Raw genomic sequence first — 18,281 nt, 5'->3', positions numbered from 1 at the left:
TATGATGAATGAATTATTTATATAAATTACTTATGATATTTTTCTATTGTATTGTCTATCGCGTTGAGGTGATGGTTATGATATAATACTTCGATTTTTTACTCATTAATTTATGTTTTAATAATTTGGTTATATTAAGACAGACTAAACGAATTATAATTTGGTGATGATAGTGAACAATGTATTAATATATTCATTTTATACTGATGATAAATATTACTCTAAAAAGAAAGATGAACTAATAGCTAATTTAAAAAGGCTTAATATTGAATATAAAATTGACTTGCTTACAATCCCTGAAGGTTTAGAGTGGAGTGATGTTTGTAGAAAAAAAATTGAAATGTTCAATCAAGCATGTGTTGAAAATCCGGATAAAAAAGTTTTCTGGATTGATGTAGATTGTCAAATTAATTACTTGCCTGAATATATTGCTAATTTTAGCTCAGATATTATAGGCTTCGCTCGAGGTTTCTCATCACCGATGAAAACAGGTTATCATTTACGAAGCCGTTTTTGGGAACCTTGCTTTATTGGAGTCAATAATACACCTAATGCAAGACGATTTATTAGCGATGCATTAGCTAAAGAGAAAGAGTTTACTGGCAAAGCAACCGATGATTACTTTTTTGAAGAGTCATGGCGTATGAATTGTGATTTATTGAGTTATCAAGTTATTCCTTCAAGAGAGAGATCTGATGGTGAAAGCGAAGGGTTTTTTAGTTTTGGTGCCTCTGGTAATGTAGAGAACTTTGTAGGTAAAGTCGCTCAACACGAAAAAATAAATAATAGCACTGATAAGAAGCAAGTATTGATCAGCACGCTGTCGAAATTTGGACTTCTTAAGTATGCTTTAAAAGCTAAAAGAGTTATTTCCGGTGGAGTAAATACAGCGGAAGTTCATGCGGAAAAACTATCTCTAAAAAGCTTTAAGCATAAAGTGTTAGTAAGTGCTCTAAATAATAAATTTGAACAAATTTCCGACTTGAGAAATAAGAATATTATGGCTCAAGATAAAGTGAAGAGTGATATTTTAGCTCAAGCTGATTCAATCCTTGAATACCAAAACTATGCCAAAGGATTAAACCCTATCCCTTTATGTTGGTGGTTTAATCCAGCACCAGGTAATTTTGGTGATTGGTTAAGTCCTTACATTATAACCAGAATTGCAAATCGCTCTGTGAAGCTGATAACGCCAAATAAAATGAAGTCCTTTGATGGTAAAAACCTTATATCAATCGGTTCAATTGCTAAATTTGCAAATAGCAAATCTGTAGTGCTTGGTTCGGGTGTTAGCCGAAGAGAAACTGAACTCAATAATGATGCAGAGTATCTGATGCTTAGAGGTCCGATTACTAAAGAGGTATTGGAATCTGATGGCGGCTCTATGACAAGAGAGGTTTTTGGTGATCCTGCTATTGTTATGCCAAAGATTTTCGAATGTGAAAGAAGTTATAATGGTAGAGTTGCATTAGTTCGCCACTTTTCGCACCTCGATGTAGATATTACTCTATCTGATAATATGGATGAAATTTCTATTTTAGCTTCAAGCTCGAATGATATTGAATCTCTAATCTCTGAATTAAATAAATATGATTCGGTAATTACAAGTGCTATGCATTGCTATATTATATGTCAGGCATATGGAATACCTACAGCTCTAGTTAACTGGGCGTCTCACAGCGATAGTGTTGCTGGGGATGGTATGAAATACATTGATTATGCTGAGGGTGTTGGAGTTCAAGCCTTTGCTCCTAAGATTATAGCTGATGATTTTAATTCTATAGACGTGCAAAGCTTGCTTAACCATGAAAGAATATCTCAACAAAAAATTGATGAAACATACTCTTACTTGAGTCACGTAATTGACGAGTTTAAAAATGATTTTTAAAAAAAATATTAGACTTAATAAGTCGGATTTTTTTTTCTTTTTGAATAACATCAAAGATTATTTGAGTTTTGGTGATAGTAAAGTGTCTATTTGGTATTTTACTAAAATAAAGAATGTAGGGGATCTAGTTGGCCCCTATATAATTTCAAGTATTACCAAAAAACCAATAAGAAAGAACATACTTGGTGTTGGAAAACATTATTTATCTGCGGGGAGCATTTTAGAACAAGCTACGAAAAGTAGTATAGTTTGGGGAAGTGGAGTAATTAGTTCAACACAAAACGTTCCTGATTTCTTACAAAATGTATCGTTAGTTCGTGGCTACTTAACTAAAAATAGGATACTTAATGGCGAACTTGATAATAAAATTGCCGTTGGCGATCCTGCTTTAGCGCTTCCTAGATTTTATGTTCCTTCGGCTTCTAAGAAGTTTAAAATAGGTATCATACCTCATTATGTAGACTTCGATGATGTCACTAATTCAAACCAGGATGACAACATTCGAGTTATTGATGTCCGTCAAGATGTGGAAGATTTTATTGACGATTTAGTTTCATGTGAATATATTTTTTCTTCATCTTTACATGGTTTGATTATCGCTGACACATATGGTGTACCTAACAAGTGGATCAAGTTATCCGACAAGTTAGATGGTGATGATTTTAAGTTTTATGATTACTATTCTGTTTACCCTAAGAGAGAAGTATCCCCTCTTAATTTGGGGGGCGATAACTCACATGACTTTAATGATTATCTAAAACTGTGCAGTTATCAACAAGATGATATTTTGATCGATAATATATTGAGAAGCTTTAATTATGATTAGTGTGACAATTGTTGTCCCTATTTACAATAAAGAAGACTATATAATCAAGCTTGTAGAAACTATAGAAAGCCAATCCATACAACCTAACGAGGTTATTTTTATAGATGATGCCTCGACTGATTGTTCTCTAAAAATACTGAAAAGTCTGAACTTAGACGAGAAGTTTAAGATAATTGAAAATAGTATTAATTTAGGTGTGTCTCAGTCTAGAAATTTAGGAATATCGTTATCTAAAAATGACATCGTTTGCCTTTTGGACAGTGATGACTACCTTGAAGCTGATTATTTAATTTCTATGTATAAAGTAATGACAGAGTTAAATTGTGACTTGTTGGGTTCATCTTATGCTTTTGATATTAATGGTAAGATAAAAAATGCAAGAACAGTTAGTTGTGATGTTGATGATATTAGGAAAGTATCGTTAAAAGATTTTTATAGAAGTTCATTATTTCATAATTTACCTTTTACATGTTCTTCGGTTTTATTGAATAAAGAGAAGTTCTTGTCGCTAGGTGGTTTTCCTGTTGGGATTTCCATGGGCGAAGACCAGGTTCTTTGGACTAAGTTTTTGACTGAAGGGAAGTGCTACTTTATGAATAAATCTAAGGCTTATTATAGATTGAATGTAGCTAACTCCGCGTGTAGTAATAATTTATCTTCCGGATGGTTGGATTATCTTCCCCTTTTGAAAAGCGAACAGTCAATATTTTACGATTTATATATATTCAAACTAATAAATTATTATATGTTTTTTGTTTCCGATAAATCAAAATCCGATTATAAACAAGTTGTTAGATTGATTAAGCGGTGGTATCTACGTGCTCCTTTGGGAGTGCTCATACAAATACTGAAAACACTTACAAAGGTTAAACATTAATGAATGCTATTAGTGCAATGATTAAATTGACTATTCATGTTGTTAGGAATATGAATCGTAAGTTTAAAGTGGTTTTTTCACTAATTTTGATATATATGCTCATTTCTCCTGTTTTTGAGTTGGCCATTTTTAACCTTATAGCATCTCTTCTTTCTGGTGATACTTCAGAAAAGTCGTCATCCTATTTATTATTGGCCTTGATGGCTCTAATATATGTTTTTAATTCCTGTCTTAAGTATTATACAAAAATAGGGAAAGTTAAATATATAAACGAAATAGTAGCTTTGACAGATAAAAATAGTGAGTCAGTATTAAAGGGTAATATAAACTGGCTGAGAATGACATTTTTAGAGTTATTTAACGCAGTAAATTCGTTTGGCCATATTCTTATTATATCGATCCTGTCTATTTTTATAAATAATATATTTGGTGTCATACTGCTGCTTGGTGTTTCTATTATATTTTTTGTGTTCAATGTGGAGTTGAAAAAACAAATATATCTTCAAAAAAAGATAAGATATAACACTTCCCTTTTAAGCTATCAGAAAGGCGAGAACAATGTCTTAGCCAGAACTAAAGCTTCTGAAAAAATAACATTTATAATCAACTCCCTGGTTGCTGTGCTTATTGCTGCTTTGTTCTTTTGTCATATTGAGGGGCTTGTTGGGGCTAAAAATGGTTTAATATTATTATTTGTTATCCGTTTTATTAGTTCTAATTTGTCTAATTTGGGCTCGTGTCTAATGAGGTTTAGCCGGGGTTGGGTTAATGTATTTGATAAGTATGACTCAGTATTGGAGAAGCAATAATGGCTCGTATTGCTTATGTTGTAAATGTTGATTGGTACTTCAAACTACATTGGTTAAATAGAGCTTTGGCAGCTAAAGCAAACGGTTATGACATTGTTGTAATTACACATTTTACTAGCGCTGAAACTCGCGATTACTTTGAAGAGATCGGTTTTACGTGCATTGAGTTGTCATTTTCTCGTAGTGGTGTAAACCCTTTTTTCGAGCTGAGCACTCTATTAAAGCTCTATAATTGTTTGAAAGGTTTGAAACCTAATTTAGTTCATTGTATTACAGTGAAGCCTTCGGTATATGGTGGGTTAATATCGAACCGATTAAAATTACCTTCGATTAAGAGTATTACTGGCTTAGGTGCTGTTTTTTCAAGTAAGTCACTTACCTTCCGTCTTTTGAAACCAGTTGTTATCGGGCTTTATTATTTAGTTGGTAATTCAAAGCAGGGCGCATTTATATTTGAAAACAAGTCGGATCTAAATATTTTTAGAAATGCTAGAATCGGCCGAAATCAACAATTAGTTCATATTGCCGGCGCCGGTGTTGATACATCCCACTTTTATGAAGTATCGACACCTTTGAATAGTTTGGGAACTGAACAACCTTTGGTTGTATTATTTGCTGCAAGGTTACTTAAAGATAAAGGTCTTGATACCTTGATTTCAGCGATCGAACAAGTTAAAAGTAAAGGTATAAATGTGGAACTCTGGGTTGCGGGGTTGTTTGACCTAGACTCAAAAAATGCATACACCAAATGTGAAATTAAACGTTTAGCCAGTGATGGTGTTATTAAATGGTTAGGTGCAGTTGCAAGTAAAGAAATGCCTTCGATATTAAATTCAGTTGATATAGTCGCTTTACCCACACGCTATGGTGAGGGAATACCTAGAATACTGATAGAGGCAGGTGCAACTGCTAGAGTTGTTTTAGCATCAAATGTTTCAGGGTGTAACGAGCTTATATCTGATAAGGTTAACGGTCGGTTATTAGAACCATTGAGTGTTGAAGAATGGAGCGAATGTATTGTCGATGTAGTATCTAGACCGTTAACCTATCAATATTATGCTAAGTCTTTATTGAATGAAGTTACAAGTCAATATAGTGATGAAGTAGTTATAGGGCGATTTTTAGCTTTGTATGATAGCCATTGTAGTAAATAATATTTTAATACACATATAGTAGATTCAACATCTATGGAATTCTTTGCTGTATAGGCGTTTCATAGCTATATGTTTGTTTCATAGCTATATGTTTGTTTCATAGGTATATGTTTGTTGCTACCTGTTAGGTGTGTATCCCGTAGGTGCATCTAATAATATTCTTCTAATGCACTCTACATTAAAATCATGGCAGCATTCATCTAGTTCGTTTAAAAGAACTTGCATTTCAGGCCAGCTCAGTTTGCTTTCTTGCGCTGTCATGATTTTTTCGTGGCTGGTTCCTTCTACATTATCTCCTATCAATAGCTCTTCATATAACTTCTCACCAGGTCTTAGGCCTGTAAACCTGATTTCAATATCGCCTTCATCCGAGCTTGAGCCAATGTTTTCTTTCATTCCCATCAGGTGCACCATGCGTTTTGCTAGGTCTAGGATCTTAATTGGCTCTCCCATATCTAACACGAACACTTGGCCATTATTACCCATGGCGCCAGCTTGAATGACGAGCTGTGCCGCTTCAGGAATCAACATAAAATAGCGGATGATGTCTGGATGCGTAACGGTGACGGGACCACCGGTTTTAATTTGTTTCTTGAATAGCGGTACAACGGACCCCGAAGAGCCTAAAACATTGCCGAACCTCACCATAGTAAAGGTCGTTTGAGTCTCTTTGTCTGCCAGAGCTTGAAGAACGAGCTCCGCCATTCTTTTACTTGCTCCCATTACATTCGTCGGCCTCACGGCTTTGTCTGTGGAAATGAGAGTGAAATTTTTAACGCCACATTCTATTGCAGCTTGCGCGCAGGATAATGTCCCAAAAACATTATTTCGGATCCCTTCTACGACATTGTCTTCGACTAGAGGTACGTGTTTATAGGCTGCGGCATGATATAAAGTGTCAACTTCATAGCTTGTCATTAGCTTTTCAAGGCGATTTTGTCTTTGAACTGAGCCTAGTGCAGCAACAATTCTAGTTTGGCTTTTAAGATTATGCTTAGTCGCATTAAGCTCTTGTTCGATCTTATAAAGGTTATATTCATTTAACTCGAATAAGACCAGTGTTTTTGGTTTTTGAGCTATGATTTGACGGCACAATTCAGAACCTATTGAACCCCCGGCTCCGGTAACCATGACACTCTTATCGAATATATTCTTAGTCAATAAGTTGTTATCTGGGGTAATCGGTGTTCGACCTAATAGATCAGCAACATCAAGATCTTTTACTTCGGTCGCCGTTGCTTTGCCTGCAGCGATATCTTCCACTGACGGTACGGATTGTATAGCGATAGGCCAATTAGACAATTTTTCTACTAGTCTTAATCTCTTACCTTTGTTGATATTGTTGATGGCCAGTAATAGTTTAACTGGTTGGTACAGAGATTGGAGATGTTCAAACTCACTAGGATGATGGACTTTTAATCCAAATAAGATATGACCCTTTTTACTCGGATCGTCATCCAGTAACACAACAGGATTATATTCATCACCATGGATCAGCGCATACGCAAGTTCACGACCAGTGGCTCCAGCCCCATAGATAAATACGTTTGGCTTTTTACGTTTAAAAACTTGGTCATAAGCAGAGCGGATCATGATTCTTGGCCCGCCTAATGTCAGTATTGCTAACCCTGCATAGATAAAAGGGACACTTCTGGGGATGAAGGTATGAAAAAAGAATCCGCTTAAAACTAAGGTGAGGGAAGATATAAACACCGCGAGAAATATGTTCCCGACCGCAGGAAACATCATGTAGCGTAGTACTGCCCGATACATTCCGAGTTTAGCGAAACTAAATATAGTCACCGAAACCGTGAGTAATAACGTCACCCATTCATCTAAACCCAGTTCAAAGGTGTATGTACCTAGCCTCAAAGCTATAGCTAAGTAAATCGATACAGCTATCGCGAATATGTCATAGCCAATACTGATCAAACGCTTATTTTTTCGTTTAGTATTGAGGATAAGGCGTATCGGCTTAATCATTATATTCCTTGGTAACTGTTCTAAATCAGGCTTACAAGCTGTAGCTGAGTAATTTAATATCTGCGATATTTTAATGCTCTTAAGTGCGGTAAGCTAGTCGTAATTGATGGTTCTGTGTTGCTCAGTAGTTTTGCTGTTGGTGCTGCTTATTTTTTGTTCAGTATGTAGAGCTTTTTTGTGTTATGAAATTATTAGTCACTGGTAGTACGGGCTTTATCGGCTCTCGCGTTGCGAAGTTAGCACAAGAGTGTCAGTGGGAAGTTGTGCCCGTAGTGCGAAAAGCGGCACAAGTACAGCCTAATAGCTTGTTTGTTAATAGCCAGTTTGTTAATAGCTTTGCTGTTTCTTCTATTGATTCGAGTACAGATTGGTCTGGTGCATTTGACGGTGTGGATTGTGTTGTTCACTGTGCTGCTCGAGTACATCAAATGAATGAAAGTGAGCAAGATGCTTTAGCCGCTTATCGAGAAGTTAATACTCTGGGGACGTTGACTCTAGCGAGACAAGCCGCCGATGCAGGCGTTAAGAGATTTGTCTTTGTTAGCTCGATTAAGGTGAACGGTGAATTGAGTGAATTAGACTCACCCTTTGAGCCTGATCTCAATTATACTCCGCAAGACCCTTATGGCTTGAGTAAGTATGAAGCCGAGATTGAGTTAGCGCAACTTGCCAAAGATACAGGGTTAGAAGTGGTTATCATTAGACCGCCTTTGGTTTACGGACCTGGCGTAAAAGCGAACTTCTTATCAATGATGCGTTTGATTGATAAAGGCATTCCGTTACCGTTTGGCGCTATAAAAAACCAAAGAAGTTTGGTTTATTTGGATAATCTATCTGATTTGATACTGACGTGTTGCGAGCACCCTTCAGCTCCGGGTCGTACCTTCTTAGTATCGGATGATAATGATGTGTCGACAACTCAATTAATGCGAACTATTGCGTTATCAATGGGCCAGGCTCCGAGGCTTTTGCCTATTCCAATGTCTTGGATACAAGCTGGAGCGTCAATTTTAAATAAGCAGCACATAGCGCAAAGAGTATGTGGCAACCTCCAAGTGGAAGTCGGTTTGACGAAAGAGGTTTTAGGGTGGAAGCCCCCAGTTACTTTTGAGCAAGGGATTAAAAACACAGTGCAAGCGTATTTAGATTCCAAATAACTCGTTCCTCGTTTTTGGAATGATGGTGTGGGATTCCTCAATTTTGGAATGACGTGTGGTTGCTCGTTGTTTGGGGGCTTTATGTAAGTTGTCATTCTGAACAGCGAGGCACGATCGTGATTCAGAATCTGTGTTGTGCGGTGTTTGGTTCAGGGGGCTTTAGATTCCAAATAACTCGTTCCTCGTTTTTGGAATGACGGTGTGGGATTCCTCAATTTTGGAATGATGTGTGGTTGCTCGTTGTTTGGGGGCTTTATTTAAGTTGTCATTCTGAACCGCGAGGCACGATCGTGATTCAGTATCTGTGTTGTGCGGTGTTTGGTTCAGGGGCTTTAGATTCCAAATAACTCGTTCCTCGTTTTGGAATGACGGTGTGGGATTCCTCAATTTTGGAATGACGTGTGGTTGCTCGTTGTTTGGGGGCTTTATTTAAGTTGTCATTCTGAATAGCGAGGCACGAGCGTGATTCAGTATCTGTGTTGTGCGGTGTTTGGTTCAGGGGCTTTAGATTCCAAATAACTCGTTCCTCGTTTTTGGAATGACGGTGTGGGATTCCTCAATTTTGGAATGACGTGTGGTTGCTCGTTGTTTGGGGGCTTTATTTAAGTTGTCATTCTGAACAGCGAGGCACGAGCGTGATTCAGTATCTGTGTTGTGCGATGTTTGGTTCAGGGGCTTAGATTCCAAATAACTCGTTCCTCGTTTTTGGAATGACGGTGTGGGATTCCTCAATTTTGGAATGACGTGTGGTTGCTCGTTGTTTGGGGGCTTTATTTAAGTTGTCATTCTGAACAGCGAGGCACGAGCGTGATTCAGAATCTGTGTTGTGTGTATACAGTTGGCTTATTTTGTCTTTCACTGATAATAAACTAAGGGGAATTATGGATAGACAACCCTGTGTATATGTACTTTCATCTCCAAATAACAACGTGTTATATATTGGCGTGACAAGTCAGTTGAAGCAACGAATTTGGCAGCATAAGAATAATATCATGCATTCTTTTACCTCTAAATATAATGTTCATAACCTTGTTTACTATGAATTATTTGAAGATATAGAAGCGGCAATTGCTAGGGAGAAGCAACTCAAAACATGGAAACGTGCTTGGAAAAATGAGTTGGTAAAGAGTGTTAATCCTAGTTGGCAAGATTTGTATCATACGCTTTAGATTCCAGATACTCCGTTCTGGAATGACGAAGTCGCGAGTGGTGAGTATCGAAGAGTTTTGGAGTCTTAGCGTTACTTAAGTTGTCATTCTGAACTGCGAGGCACGAGCGTGATTCAGAATCTGTGTTTTTAGAAAGGGTTTTAAGTTGATTCGTATATTAGATTTTATTTTTGCTTTCTTTGGCTTGTTGTTCCTTTGGCCTGTATTTGTTGTTATTTGTATCCTCGGCTATTTTGATACGGGTTCTCCTGTCTTTTTTCAGACCCGAGTAGGGCGTAACAAAAAACCATTCACTTTAGTTAAATTCCGCACCATGCCAGTGGAAACAAAATCTGTTGCCACTCATTTAGTTGGCGCTAGCTCTGTCACCAAATTAGGTGGATTTCTACGTAAGACGAAACTGGATGAACTCCCTCAATTGTACAACGTGCTTAAAGGTGAAATGAGTTTAGTTGGCCCAAGACCATGCTTGTTTAACCAACAACAACTGATCGATGAAAGAGAATCAAGAGGCGTACTCGCGGTAAGACCAGGTGTCACCGGATTAGCTCAAATCAACGATATCGATATGTCGACACCGAAAAAACTCGCAGAGTGGGATCAACGCATGATTAACACGCTGAATACTAAATTGTATTTCCAGTACATTATTCAAACCGTTTTAGGCAAAGGCTCTGGCGACAGAGTGTAGTTAACAGTTAATAGCAAGCAGCTAATAGCAAACAGTTGGCTGCATCTTATCTCTAGGCTCAGGTGTGTTTTACCTTCTGAGCTTGGCAGAGGTTAATCTTGTTAGCTTAACAATCGATTTGTGTGCTTATCTTATCTTGCATAGGCATTAGCATGGGGATAGGTTTCTGCTTTGCACTGATATTTGTGTGAGGCTATTTCCTAAATAATACATTAAAGGTATTGCTTATGATTTATCCATTTACTTGATTGTGGTTATTATCTATCATGATCAATCAGTTGTTTAAGCTGAGCAACTGATTGAGGGTGTAAAACTTACCCTCTACATATAAACGTTTATATTAATGGAAATCATTATGAAAAAGATGGCTCTAGCAGCTGCATTAGCAGTTAGCTTCTCAGGTGCTGCATTTGCAGCTGAAACGACAGCAGCAGCGGGTGCTGGTTCTGGTACTGGTACAGCAGCAGGCGCTGGTGCATCTGCAGCAGCAGCTGGCACAGCAACAACAGTTGCAGTTGCGACAGCAGCAGTAGCAGCAGCGGCAGCAGTAGCCGTTGCTTCTAACGAAAGCGGCGCAACAACAACTACTACTACTAACTAATTTATTGTTAGAGTATGTTCAAAACCATTTTGTGTGAAAGCATAAAGTGGTTTTTTTATATCAGATTTTCATATTGGACATCAGCAACAAGATTGCTAGGAAGCAGAACTCGTCATGCTTAAACCTCTAATCATATCCCTTGGTCTTTTTCTTGCTGGTTGTTCTCAGCAGTTTCAAGACGTCAATTCCACTTTTGATGAAGCCTTTTTTGGAAGCTCTGATGTTGAGCTGTCGAAGGAATACATTCAAAACTTACCTTATTCCAGCATTTACGCCGAAGTGAATGACCAAGGTAAAATCTTCATGGTCTTAGCGTACGTCGGTGAAAACCCGCAAACGGGCGCAGAGCAGTTAAAGTGGATGTCTTCTGACAAAGCGATGATCGTCACTGAAAATGGACGTGTCGTACAAACGCTGTTGCTTCCTTACGAAAACCTTTCTGGTTTGGCATTCCAACCGTTAAATACGTTCTCGTCTGGAAACAATTCGTCAGCCGATTCTTCTTCTGCGTTTGATGTGTCTGCCAACCCCGGAGCTCAAAAGTGGCAAGCGGTTTACGACTGGCAACCTAACTATCGATTCGGCTATAAAGCAAACATCACCCGAACGTATGCGGGAAATGAAACGGTTGAAACTCCGTTAGCGTCTATCGCTACCAAGAAGTTCCAAGAAAAAATTCAATTCCCAATGTTAGAACAAGACATCACCAACGAATATTGGGTCGACAGCAAAGGCAAAGTGGTAAAAACCATACAGTATTTAGGCCCTGATATGACAAGGCTTGAGTTAACCGTCCTTAAGCATTATCAAAGCAATTAACGAACAGGGTAATGAACTAAAATGATGAATTATATGAGTCATACATCAAAAATGACGGGGCGTCGGTTGCCATTGGTGAGAACTATGTTAACGATGAGAGCTCTGTTAATGATGAGCGCTTTGTTTGCTTTGAGCTCCGCTTCTGCGGCTTCTGATCTTGTTACGCCTGAACGCTCTTCGTCGATAAAAACAACAATCGAGCTTCCTCTTCAAGGTGTGACGCTTGAGTATCAAACTAACGTTCGACTGCTTCGTGTATTAGACGACGCAAACGCGAATGCGAGCTCTAACGCTAACGGTACTATTGGTTACTTCCCCCTTTCGGCTCAACTGTTTGATGAAACCAATACTGAAGCGACTGCAGTTACTGGGTTTAAAGAAGCTAACGAATCTATCGAAGCCAAAAAGCGCAATGTACTGAACCAGCTTGAAGCTTTCGCAGTAGAAGAGCCAGAAGCAAATTTAGTGCGCCAACAATTAGCCTCTTTCCAATACCTCAATCGAGTGTTTATTGAGCTAGACCGTAATGCCGTTATCTCGCAATCAGATAAGAACCCACTGCTTGTTTCAAGTTCTCATACTAACAAGCCGTCGTCTGATGCCATAAAAAGAGTGTCGACTAGCGAAACTCAAGCCTTTTCTCTGTACTTACCACAACGACCAACGTCAATTCAGTTGATGGGGGCAATGAAAGAGTCGGTAACAATGAATCTGATTGAGCATGGCACGTTGAATGATTACCTCGATGCATTACCGAACGGTTTTATTGGTGAATCTGCAGATAAAAGTGTGGCGTATGTTGTTCAGCCAGATGGCGTGGTGCAAACCATTCAATATGCGTACTGGAACGAACAGCCGGTGTACTTAGCACCAGGTGCTATCGTATTTATGGCGTTCTACTCTCTGCCATCGGAATACTCAACGTTGAACCAAGATATTGTCGATTTGCTACGTCATAAGGTTGGCCTGTAATGCTGAAACAGAAATCATTCCCTCTATCGGCAGTGTGCACATCGGTTACCTGCGCCTTGTTAATGGCTAACAGTGCTTCTGTTTTTGCAGAGACGGTTTTTACAGACACGGCTCGTGCAGAAACAACTATTGATTCCTCTTCGATTCGAGCAGAAAAATCGTCATTCGACGACACAGAATACCGAACATCGCAAATGAACTTTGGTGGTGTCGGCTTAATGCAAATGCCAACAGGTCGAATGGCACCAGAAGGTGAGTTCAACTTTAGTGCTTCGTTTAACAATGAGTACTATTTTTATAACGTGAGCCTACAGGTAATGCCTTGGCTTGAAACCACCATTCGTTATACACAAGTACAAGATCTGCTTTATAGTGGAGGCGCAGACCAAGATTGTTCTCAAAACTCATTCAGTGGCTGTACCAAATACACAGATAAAGGCATCGACTTTAAACTGCGCTTAATCGAAGAAGGGTACTATCTACCGGAAGTGTCGGTCGGTGTGCGTGACTTTGGTGGTACCGGTTTATTTGATGGCGAGTTTGTTGCGGCCACCAAACGCTTTGGCCCTGTTGATTTTACCTTGGGCATGGCTTGGGGATACATGGGCACCAGTGGCAACTTCACTAACCCATTGTGTAAAGCCAGTGACAAGTATTGTGAACGCCCGTCTGATTATAAAGGCAATGGCGGCAGTGTCGATTTTGAGCGTTGGTTTAAAGGCGATGCGGCGATTTATGGTGGTTTTGAATATCAAACCCCGTATAAGCCGTTAACCTTGAAGCTTGAATACGATGGCAACGATTATTCTCAAGACTTTCCAGTAGTACGTGGTGGTGTCGACATGACACAACACACGCCATGGAACGTGGGTGCGGTTTACCGTTTCACCGATTGGGGTTCGGCTAAAGTGAGCTACGAGCGAGGTGATACGCTAACCCTTGGTTTCGATCTCTCTACCAATTTCAACGAAATGTATTCCGTGTGGCGAGATACCGAAACAGCAGAGTTGCGCCCGAGTGGTGTCGAGACGGTTGATGACATTGATATGGCGGCCCTTGCAAGCCAACTTGAAACGATCGCTGGTTATGAACAAGCGCAAATCTTGGTCGACGATAACAGCATTGTGGTAAAGGGCACTCAGGTTAAATATCGAGACAGAGATATCGCTGTTGAACGCGGTGCGACCGTGATCGCGAATGCGGTGCCAAGTTATATTGATACTTACAAAATCATCGAAAACGATAAATCGATGGAACTCACCGAGACAACGGTCAATGCACAAGCATTCAAAGCGGCAGCGAACAACAATTATCTTAACGCTCAAACCAGTGATGCTTCACACACTCACGAATTAGAACGCAAGAAATCCGTTATCTATCATGATGGGCGTGAGCGATTCGATGTGTCGATTTCACCAAACCTCGCTCAATCGTTCGGTTCGGCTGAAAACTTCTACCTATACAGTTTGGGTTTATACACCAATGCTTCGTTCTGGGCGTTAAACAATGTTGAACTGTCGGGCTCTCTGTACGTTAACTTAGTCGATAACTACGACAAGTTTAATTATACCGTTCCATCAGACGGCACTGACCAAACGCCAAGAGTAAGAACCTTGTTCCGCTCTTACGTTGACGATCCGGTTCGCTTAGATCGCTTACAACTGACTTGGTTTGAAGACTACGGCAGCGGTGTCTACACCCAAGCTTACGGTGGTTACCTTGAAAGCATGTTTGCGGGTGTGGGGGGCGAAATCCTGTATCGACCATTCAACCAAAACTGGGCTATTGGCGCAGACATGACAGCAATAAGCCAGCGCGATCCTGAAAGTTGGTTCGGCACGTTTGATCAAGAGATCCAAGTCAACCCAGATGACAGCAGCCGAACGTATAAAGTGATCGATAAGGGCACGACGGGTTTCATCACCGGTTACTACACCCCACAATGGGACTTCTTGAGCGATACCTTGCTTAAAGTGGGCGTCGGTAAATTCCTTGCGGGTGATATCGGGACTCGTGTCGATTTCTCTAAGCAATTCAAGAGTGGTGTGATTGCCGGTGCGTTTGTCAGCTTAACCGACATGACAACTGAAGAGTACGGTGAAGGCAGCTATACCAAAGGCTTCTATGTATCAATTCCGTTCGATCTGGTTACCGTGAAACCAAGCTCAAGCCGCGCTGGCTTTACCTGGTTACCGATCACGCGTGACGGCGGCCAAGTGTTAAATAAGCAATACAACTTGTTCGATCAAACTGATGCTCGCTCACCTTGGTTCCAAAGACCAAGCAGCGTTAAGTAGATTTAGGGGCCGATACGAAACAGAGGCTGATGCGAGACAAAGGTTAATGCGATAAAAAGAGTGGCGTCATTCTGGACAGCGAGGCTCGAGCGTGATTCAGAATCCGGTTGTGTTTAGTTGTTCAGCAGGCTTTAGATTCCAAATAGCTCGTTCCTCACTTTTTTAGTTACAGAGTGGCGGAATGACGAAATAGCGGAGTGACGAAATAAGGGTGTTGGCTTCGTTTGAGTCGTCATTCTGGACAGCGAGGCACGAGCGTGATTTAGAATCCGGTTGTGTTTAGTTGTTCAGCAGGTTTTAGATTCCAAATAACTCGTCCCTCACTTTTTTAGTTACAGAGTGGCGGAATGACGAAATAGCGGAGTGAAGAAATAAGGGTGTTGGCTTCGTTTGAGTCGTCATTCTGGACAGCGAGGCACGAGCGTGATTCAGAATCCGGTTGTGTTTAGTTGTTCAGCAGGTCTTAGATTCCAAATAACTCGTTCCTCACTTTTTTAGTTACAGAGTGGCGGAATGACGAAATAGCGGAGTGACGAAATAAGGGTGTTGGTTTCGTTTGAGTCGTCATTCTGAACAGCGAGGTACGAGCGTGATTCAGAATCTGGTTGTGTTTAGTTGCTCAGTTGGCTTTAGATTCCAAATAACTCGTTCCTCACTTTTTAGTTACAGAGTGGCGGAATGACGAAATAGCGGAGTGACGAAATAAGGGGGTTGGCTTCGTTTGAGTCGTCATTCTGAACAGCGAGGTACGAGCGTGATTCAGAATCTGTGTTTGTTTTGAATGACGAAGTCTAAGAATTACGGATTCATAGGCTTTCAACTATTTGCATCCGCTCCTAGGCTCTCGCATCAGCCCTTAAGCTTTTTCACCTTGAATGCTTTCACCTTGAAAGCATTCAACTAGGTTGATAATAAGCACAGATTGTGGATAATGCTTACGCAATAAAATAACCGTGTGGAAGTACGGTCTTTGACACGGTTTACGACAAAAAACTTCTATCTCAATTCCAAATAGATAGAGGCACATTAACTACGCAGTGTGATGTCGCGGAATATCAAAGGGCGGTAGCTTCCCACTTCCCAATCGTAAATGGGAGCAAGATCACAGCTCTTTCACTCCTTGGCTCTATTAAATACTGCGCAGCTGATAAAATGACTCGCTTAATTTCCTTTGGGTATCCTTCGGGGTATCACGACACATTCCGTTTCTATGAACTTGGTTAACATGAAGATTAATAAAAATCGTCTCCTTATAGCGCTCCTTCCTGCACTGCTTGCAGGCTGTACGACTCCAGGAACACACCTTACGACTGGCAATAAGAATGTGATTCAGCCTTCAGAGGAACAACAAGAGTCTGATATTTCTGACGTGGTTAATCTTTACCCATTGACGGCTCAATCGGTATCAAACTACCGAAATGATTCTTTATCGGTTTCACAAGCAAACCCAGAACTCGATGTTGATATCGCCAAGTATGAATATCAAGTGGGTGTCGGTGATATCCTAAACATAACTATTTGGGATCACCCTGAATTGACCATTCCTGCTGGTTCTTACCGTAGTAGTGCAGAAGCAGGTAACTGGGTTCATGCTGATGGCACTATCTTCTACCCGTACATTGGTACTGTTGAAGTCGCCGGTAAAACCGTCCGTGAAGTGCGTGCTGATATTGCAAGCCGCTTAGCGAAATACATCGAAAGCCCTCAGGTTGATGTTAACGTTGCAGCTTTCCGATCTAAGAAAACTTACATTACCGGTGAGGTTTCAAACCCTGGCCAGCAAGCGATTACCAATATCCCTTTAACATTACTGGATGCCGTGAACCGCTCTGGTGGTTTGTCTGAAGATGCCGACTGGCGTAATGTTTCATTAACGCGTAATGGCGTGGAAGAAAACATCTCGCTTTATGGTTTGATGCAGCGTGGTGACTTAACTCAAAATCGCTTACTGCAAGCGGGTGATATTGTTCACGTACCGCGTAACGATAATCAAAAAGTCTTCGTGATGGGTGAAGTGAATGACCCACAATTGTTGAAGATCGACCGTGTCGGCATGAGCCTAACGGAAGCACTTAGCAACGTAGGCGGCATCAACCAGTTAACGGCAGATGCAACGGGCGTGTTCGTGATTCGCACTTCGGATGATAAATCTGAACGCATGGCCGATATCTACCAACTGAATATGGAAGATGCCTCTGCATTGGTGATTGGCACCGAGTTTGATCTGAAACCTTACGACATTGTGTATGTTACCGCCGCGCCAATCAGCCGCTGGAACCGTGTTATTGGTCAGCTTGTACCGACCATTTCAGGCTTCAACGACCTAACCGAAGGCATGTTGCGCGTTCGTAATTGGTAGTAAGCCCTGATTGATAATCAGGTTACATGTTGCGTGTAACCTGATTTTTTATATTTATAAGCTAAGCGCGTCAGATTTATAAATACGCTCGGTTTACGAAAAATAACGTTATAAGTGAATTATGTTTAATAAAATTTTGGTGGTGTGCGTTGGTAATATTTGTCGCTCACCGACTGGAGAACGTGTTCTTCAAAAATTGCTTCCCAACAAAGAAGTGGCTTCTGCAGGAATTGCTGCCGAAAAAAGTCGTTTAATTGGTAAGCCAGCCGATGAAACGGCGATTTTGATCGCCTCTGAAAATGGTGTCGATGTTGAAAATCACCAATCTCAACAAGTCACACCGCAGCTTTGTGCTCAGTATGATCTGATATTGGTGATGGAAAAGGGCCATTTAGAAGCGCTCACTCAAATATCACCGGAAGCGCGTGGTAAAACCATGCTATTTGGCCAGTGGATTGGTCAGAAAGACATTCCCGACCCGTATCGTCAAAGCCGTGAAGCATTTGAATATGCCTATCAATTGATTGACGAAGCGGCACAAGCTTGGGCGAAAAAACTGTAATGGCTACTGTCATTTAATCTAGATGACCTTTAGCTTTAAGCAGTTAAGCAGTTAAGCAGTTAAGCAGTTAAGCAGTTAAGCAGTTAAGCTTGAATCGCCACCAATAGAATCACATAA

General features: G+C 40.3%; 15 protein-coding genes. 14 read left to right on the top strand and 1 reads right to left on the bottom strand.

The genetic code is table 11. The features are described 5' to 3' along the window. Window positions 1–172: 172 nt before the first annotated feature. From SJY39_RS20015 to SJY39_RS19995, 5 genes are read left to right on the top strand one after another with little or no spacing between them, the layout of a single operon-like run. Window positions 173–1,888, top strand: coding sequence for a polysaccharide pyruvyl transferase family protein (locus tag SJY39_RS20015; RefSeq protein WP_215945786.1), 1,716 nt, complete (start codon window positions 173–175; stop codon window positions 1,886–1,888). After that, window positions 1,878–2,714, top strand: a complete 837-nt coding sequence (locus SJY39_RS20010; protein WP_050613075.1) for a polysaccharide pyruvyl transferase family protein — start codon at window positions 1,878–1,880, stop codon at window positions 2,712–2,714. Before SJY39_RS20015 ends, SJY39_RS20010 begins: the two co-directional genes overlap by 11 nt. Further along, window positions 2,707–3,591, top strand: a complete 885-nt coding sequence (locus SJY39_RS20005) for a glycosyltransferase family 2 protein (RefSeq protein WP_050613076.1) — start codon at window positions 2,707–2,709, stop codon at window positions 3,589–3,591. The genes SJY39_RS20010 and SJY39_RS20005 overlap by 8 nt, the downstream gene beginning before the upstream one ends. Next, window positions 3,591–4,400, top strand: a complete 810-nt coding sequence (locus SJY39_RS20000) for a hypothetical protein (protein ID WP_046209411.1) — start codon at window positions 3,591–3,593, stop codon at window positions 4,398–4,400. The genes SJY39_RS20005 and SJY39_RS20000 overlap by 1 nt, the downstream gene beginning before the upstream one ends. Further along, window positions 4,400–5,554, top strand: a complete 1,155-nt coding sequence (locus tag SJY39_RS19995) for a glycosyltransferase family 4 protein (protein ID WP_050613077.1) — start codon at window positions 4,400–4,402, stop codon at window positions 5,552–5,554. The genes SJY39_RS20000 and SJY39_RS19995 overlap by 1 nt, the downstream gene beginning before the upstream one ends. A 117-nt stretch (window positions 5,555–5,671) precedes the next feature. Here the strand turns inward: SJY39_RS19995 and SJY39_RS19990 are convergent, their stop codons facing one another. Continuing rightward, window positions 5,672–7,537: a nucleoside-diphosphate sugar epimerase/dehydratase gene (locus SJY39_RS19990; protein ID WP_046209409.1), complete on the bottom strand. Its 1,866-nt coding sequence runs from the start codon at window positions 7,535–7,537 to the stop codon at window positions 5,672–5,674. 182 nt (window positions 7,538–7,719) lie between these two features. Between SJY39_RS19990 and SJY39_RS19985 the strand changes: the two genes are divergently transcribed. The 9 genes from SJY39_RS19985 (at window position 7,720) to SJY39_RS19945 (ending at window position 18,164) form a co-directional block, all read left to right on the top strand. Continuing rightward, on the top strand, window positions 7,720–8,694 hold the full coding sequence (locus SJY39_RS19985; protein ID WP_372275237.1) for a UDP-glucose 4-epimerase family protein: 975 nt from the start codon (window positions 7,720–7,722) through the stop codon (window positions 8,692–8,694). Between the two features lie 881 nt (window positions 8,695–9,575). Continuing rightward, on the top strand, window positions 9,576–9,863 hold the full coding sequence (locus SJY39_RS19980) for a GIY-YIG nuclease family protein (RefSeq protein ID WP_046209682.1): 288 nt from the start codon (window positions 9,576–9,578) through the stop codon (window positions 9,861–9,863). Window positions 9,864–10,008: 145 nt separating this feature from the next. Then, window positions 10,009–10,554 (top strand): sugar transferase, encoded by a 546-nt coding sequence (locus tag SJY39_RS19975; RefSeq protein ID WP_016792503.1) that lies wholly within the window; start codon window positions 10,009–10,011, stop codon window positions 10,552–10,554. Window positions 10,555–10,909: 355 nt separating this feature from the next. Continuing rightward, window positions 10,910–11,155, top strand: coding sequence for a hypothetical protein (locus SJY39_RS19970; protein WP_102305424.1), 246 nt, complete (start codon window positions 10,910–10,912; stop codon window positions 11,153–11,155). A 114-nt stretch (window positions 11,156–11,269) separates the two neighbouring features. Continuing rightward, window positions 11,270–11,974 carry a YjbF family lipoprotein gene (locus SJY39_RS19965; RefSeq protein WP_016798394.1) on the top strand — a complete coding sequence of 235 codons (705 nt, stop codon included), beginning with the start codon at window positions 11,270–11,272 and terminating at the stop codon, window positions 11,972–11,974. Window positions 11,975–12,058: 84 nt separating this feature from the next. After that, complete coding sequence (locus SJY39_RS19960; RefSeq protein ID WP_372275275.1) at window positions 12,059–12,946, top strand: capsule biosynthesis GfcC family protein; 888 nt, start codon at window positions 12,059–12,061, stop codon at window positions 12,944–12,946. Beyond that, window positions 12,946–15,243 carry a YjbH domain-containing protein gene (locus tag SJY39_RS19955; protein WP_065612326.1) on the top strand — a complete coding sequence of 766 codons (2,298 nt, stop codon included), beginning with the start codon at window positions 12,946–12,948 and terminating at the stop codon, window positions 15,241–15,243. The genes SJY39_RS19960 and SJY39_RS19955 overlap by 1 nt, the downstream gene beginning before the upstream one ends. 1,225 nt (window positions 15,244–16,468) lie before the next feature. Then, window positions 16,469–17,602, top strand: coding sequence for a polysaccharide export protein (locus SJY39_RS19950; RefSeq protein ID WP_372040633.1), 1,134 nt, complete (start codon window positions 16,469–16,471; stop codon window positions 17,600–17,602). A gap of 121 nt (window positions 17,603–17,723) precedes the next feature. Further along, on the top strand, window positions 17,724–18,164 hold the full coding sequence (locus tag SJY39_RS19945) for a low molecular weight protein-tyrosine-phosphatase (RefSeq protein ID WP_016787837.1): 441 nt from the start codon (window positions 17,724–17,726) through the stop codon (window positions 18,162–18,164). The last annotated feature ends 117 nt before the right edge of the window (window positions 18,165–18,281 follow it).

Source organism: Vibrio sp. R78045, from assembly GCF_042466085.1.
Taxonomy (GTDB): domain Bacteria; phylum Pseudomonadota; class Gammaproteobacteria; order Enterobacterales; family Vibrionaceae; genus Vibrio; species Vibrio cyclitrophicus.
Note: the sequence above shows the minus strand (reverse complement) of the source record. Positions and strands in the feature narration are given on the sequence as shown.

What these genes read in the sequence shown, in the direction of transcription:
- SJY39_RS19995 (WP_050613077.1), top strand. Translation starts at nt 4,400, where the DNA reads ATGGCTCGTATTGCTTATGTTGTAAATGTTGATTGGTACTTCAAACTA.
- SJY39_RS19990 (WP_046209409.1), bottom strand. Translation starts at nt 7,537, where the DNA reads ATGATTAAGCCGATACGCCTTATCCTCAATACTAAACGAAAAAATAAG.
- SJY39_RS19950 (WP_372040633.1), top strand. Translation starts at nt 16,469, where the DNA reads ATGAAGATTAATAAAAATCGTCTCCTTATAGCGCTCCTTCCTGCACTG.
- SJY39_RS19955 (WP_065612326.1), top strand. Translation starts at nt 12,946, where the DNA reads ATGCTGAAACAGAAATCATTCCCTCTATCGGCAGTGTGCACATCGGTT.
- SJY39_RS20000 (WP_046209411.1), top strand. Translation starts at nt 3,591, where the DNA reads ATGAATGCTATTAGTGCAATGATTAAATTGACTATTCATGTTGTTAGG.
- SJY39_RS19965 (WP_016798394.1), top strand. Translation starts at nt 11,270, where the DNA reads ATGCTTAAACCTCTAATCATATCCCTTGGTCTTTTTCTTGCTGGTTGT.
- SJY39_RS19945 (WP_016787837.1), top strand. Translation starts at nt 17,724, where the DNA reads ATGTTTAATAAAATTTTGGTGGTGTGCGTTGGTAATATTTGTCGCTCA.
- SJY39_RS19980 (WP_046209682.1), top strand. Translation starts at nt 9,576, where the DNA reads ATGGATAGACAACCCTGTGTATATGTACTTTCATCTCCAAATAACAAC.
- SJY39_RS20010 (WP_050613075.1), top strand. Translation starts at nt 1,878, where the DNA reads ATGATTTTTAAAAAAAATATTAGACTTAATAAGTCGGATTTTTTTTTC.
- SJY39_RS19960 (WP_372275275.1), top strand. Translation starts at nt 12,059, where the DNA reads ATGTTAACGATGAGAGCTCTGTTAATGATGAGCGCTTTGTTTGCTTTG.
- SJY39_RS20005 (WP_050613076.1), top strand. Translation starts at nt 2,707, where the DNA reads ATGATTAGTGTGACAATTGTTGTCCCTATTTACAATAAAGAAGACTAT.
- SJY39_RS19985 (WP_372275237.1), top strand. Translation starts at nt 7,720, where the DNA reads ATGAAATTATTAGTCACTGGTAGTACGGGCTTTATCGGCTCTCGCGTT.
- SJY39_RS19970 (WP_102305424.1), top strand. Translation starts at nt 10,910, where the DNA reads ATGAAAAAGATGGCTCTAGCAGCTGCATTAGCAGTTAGCTTCTCAGGT.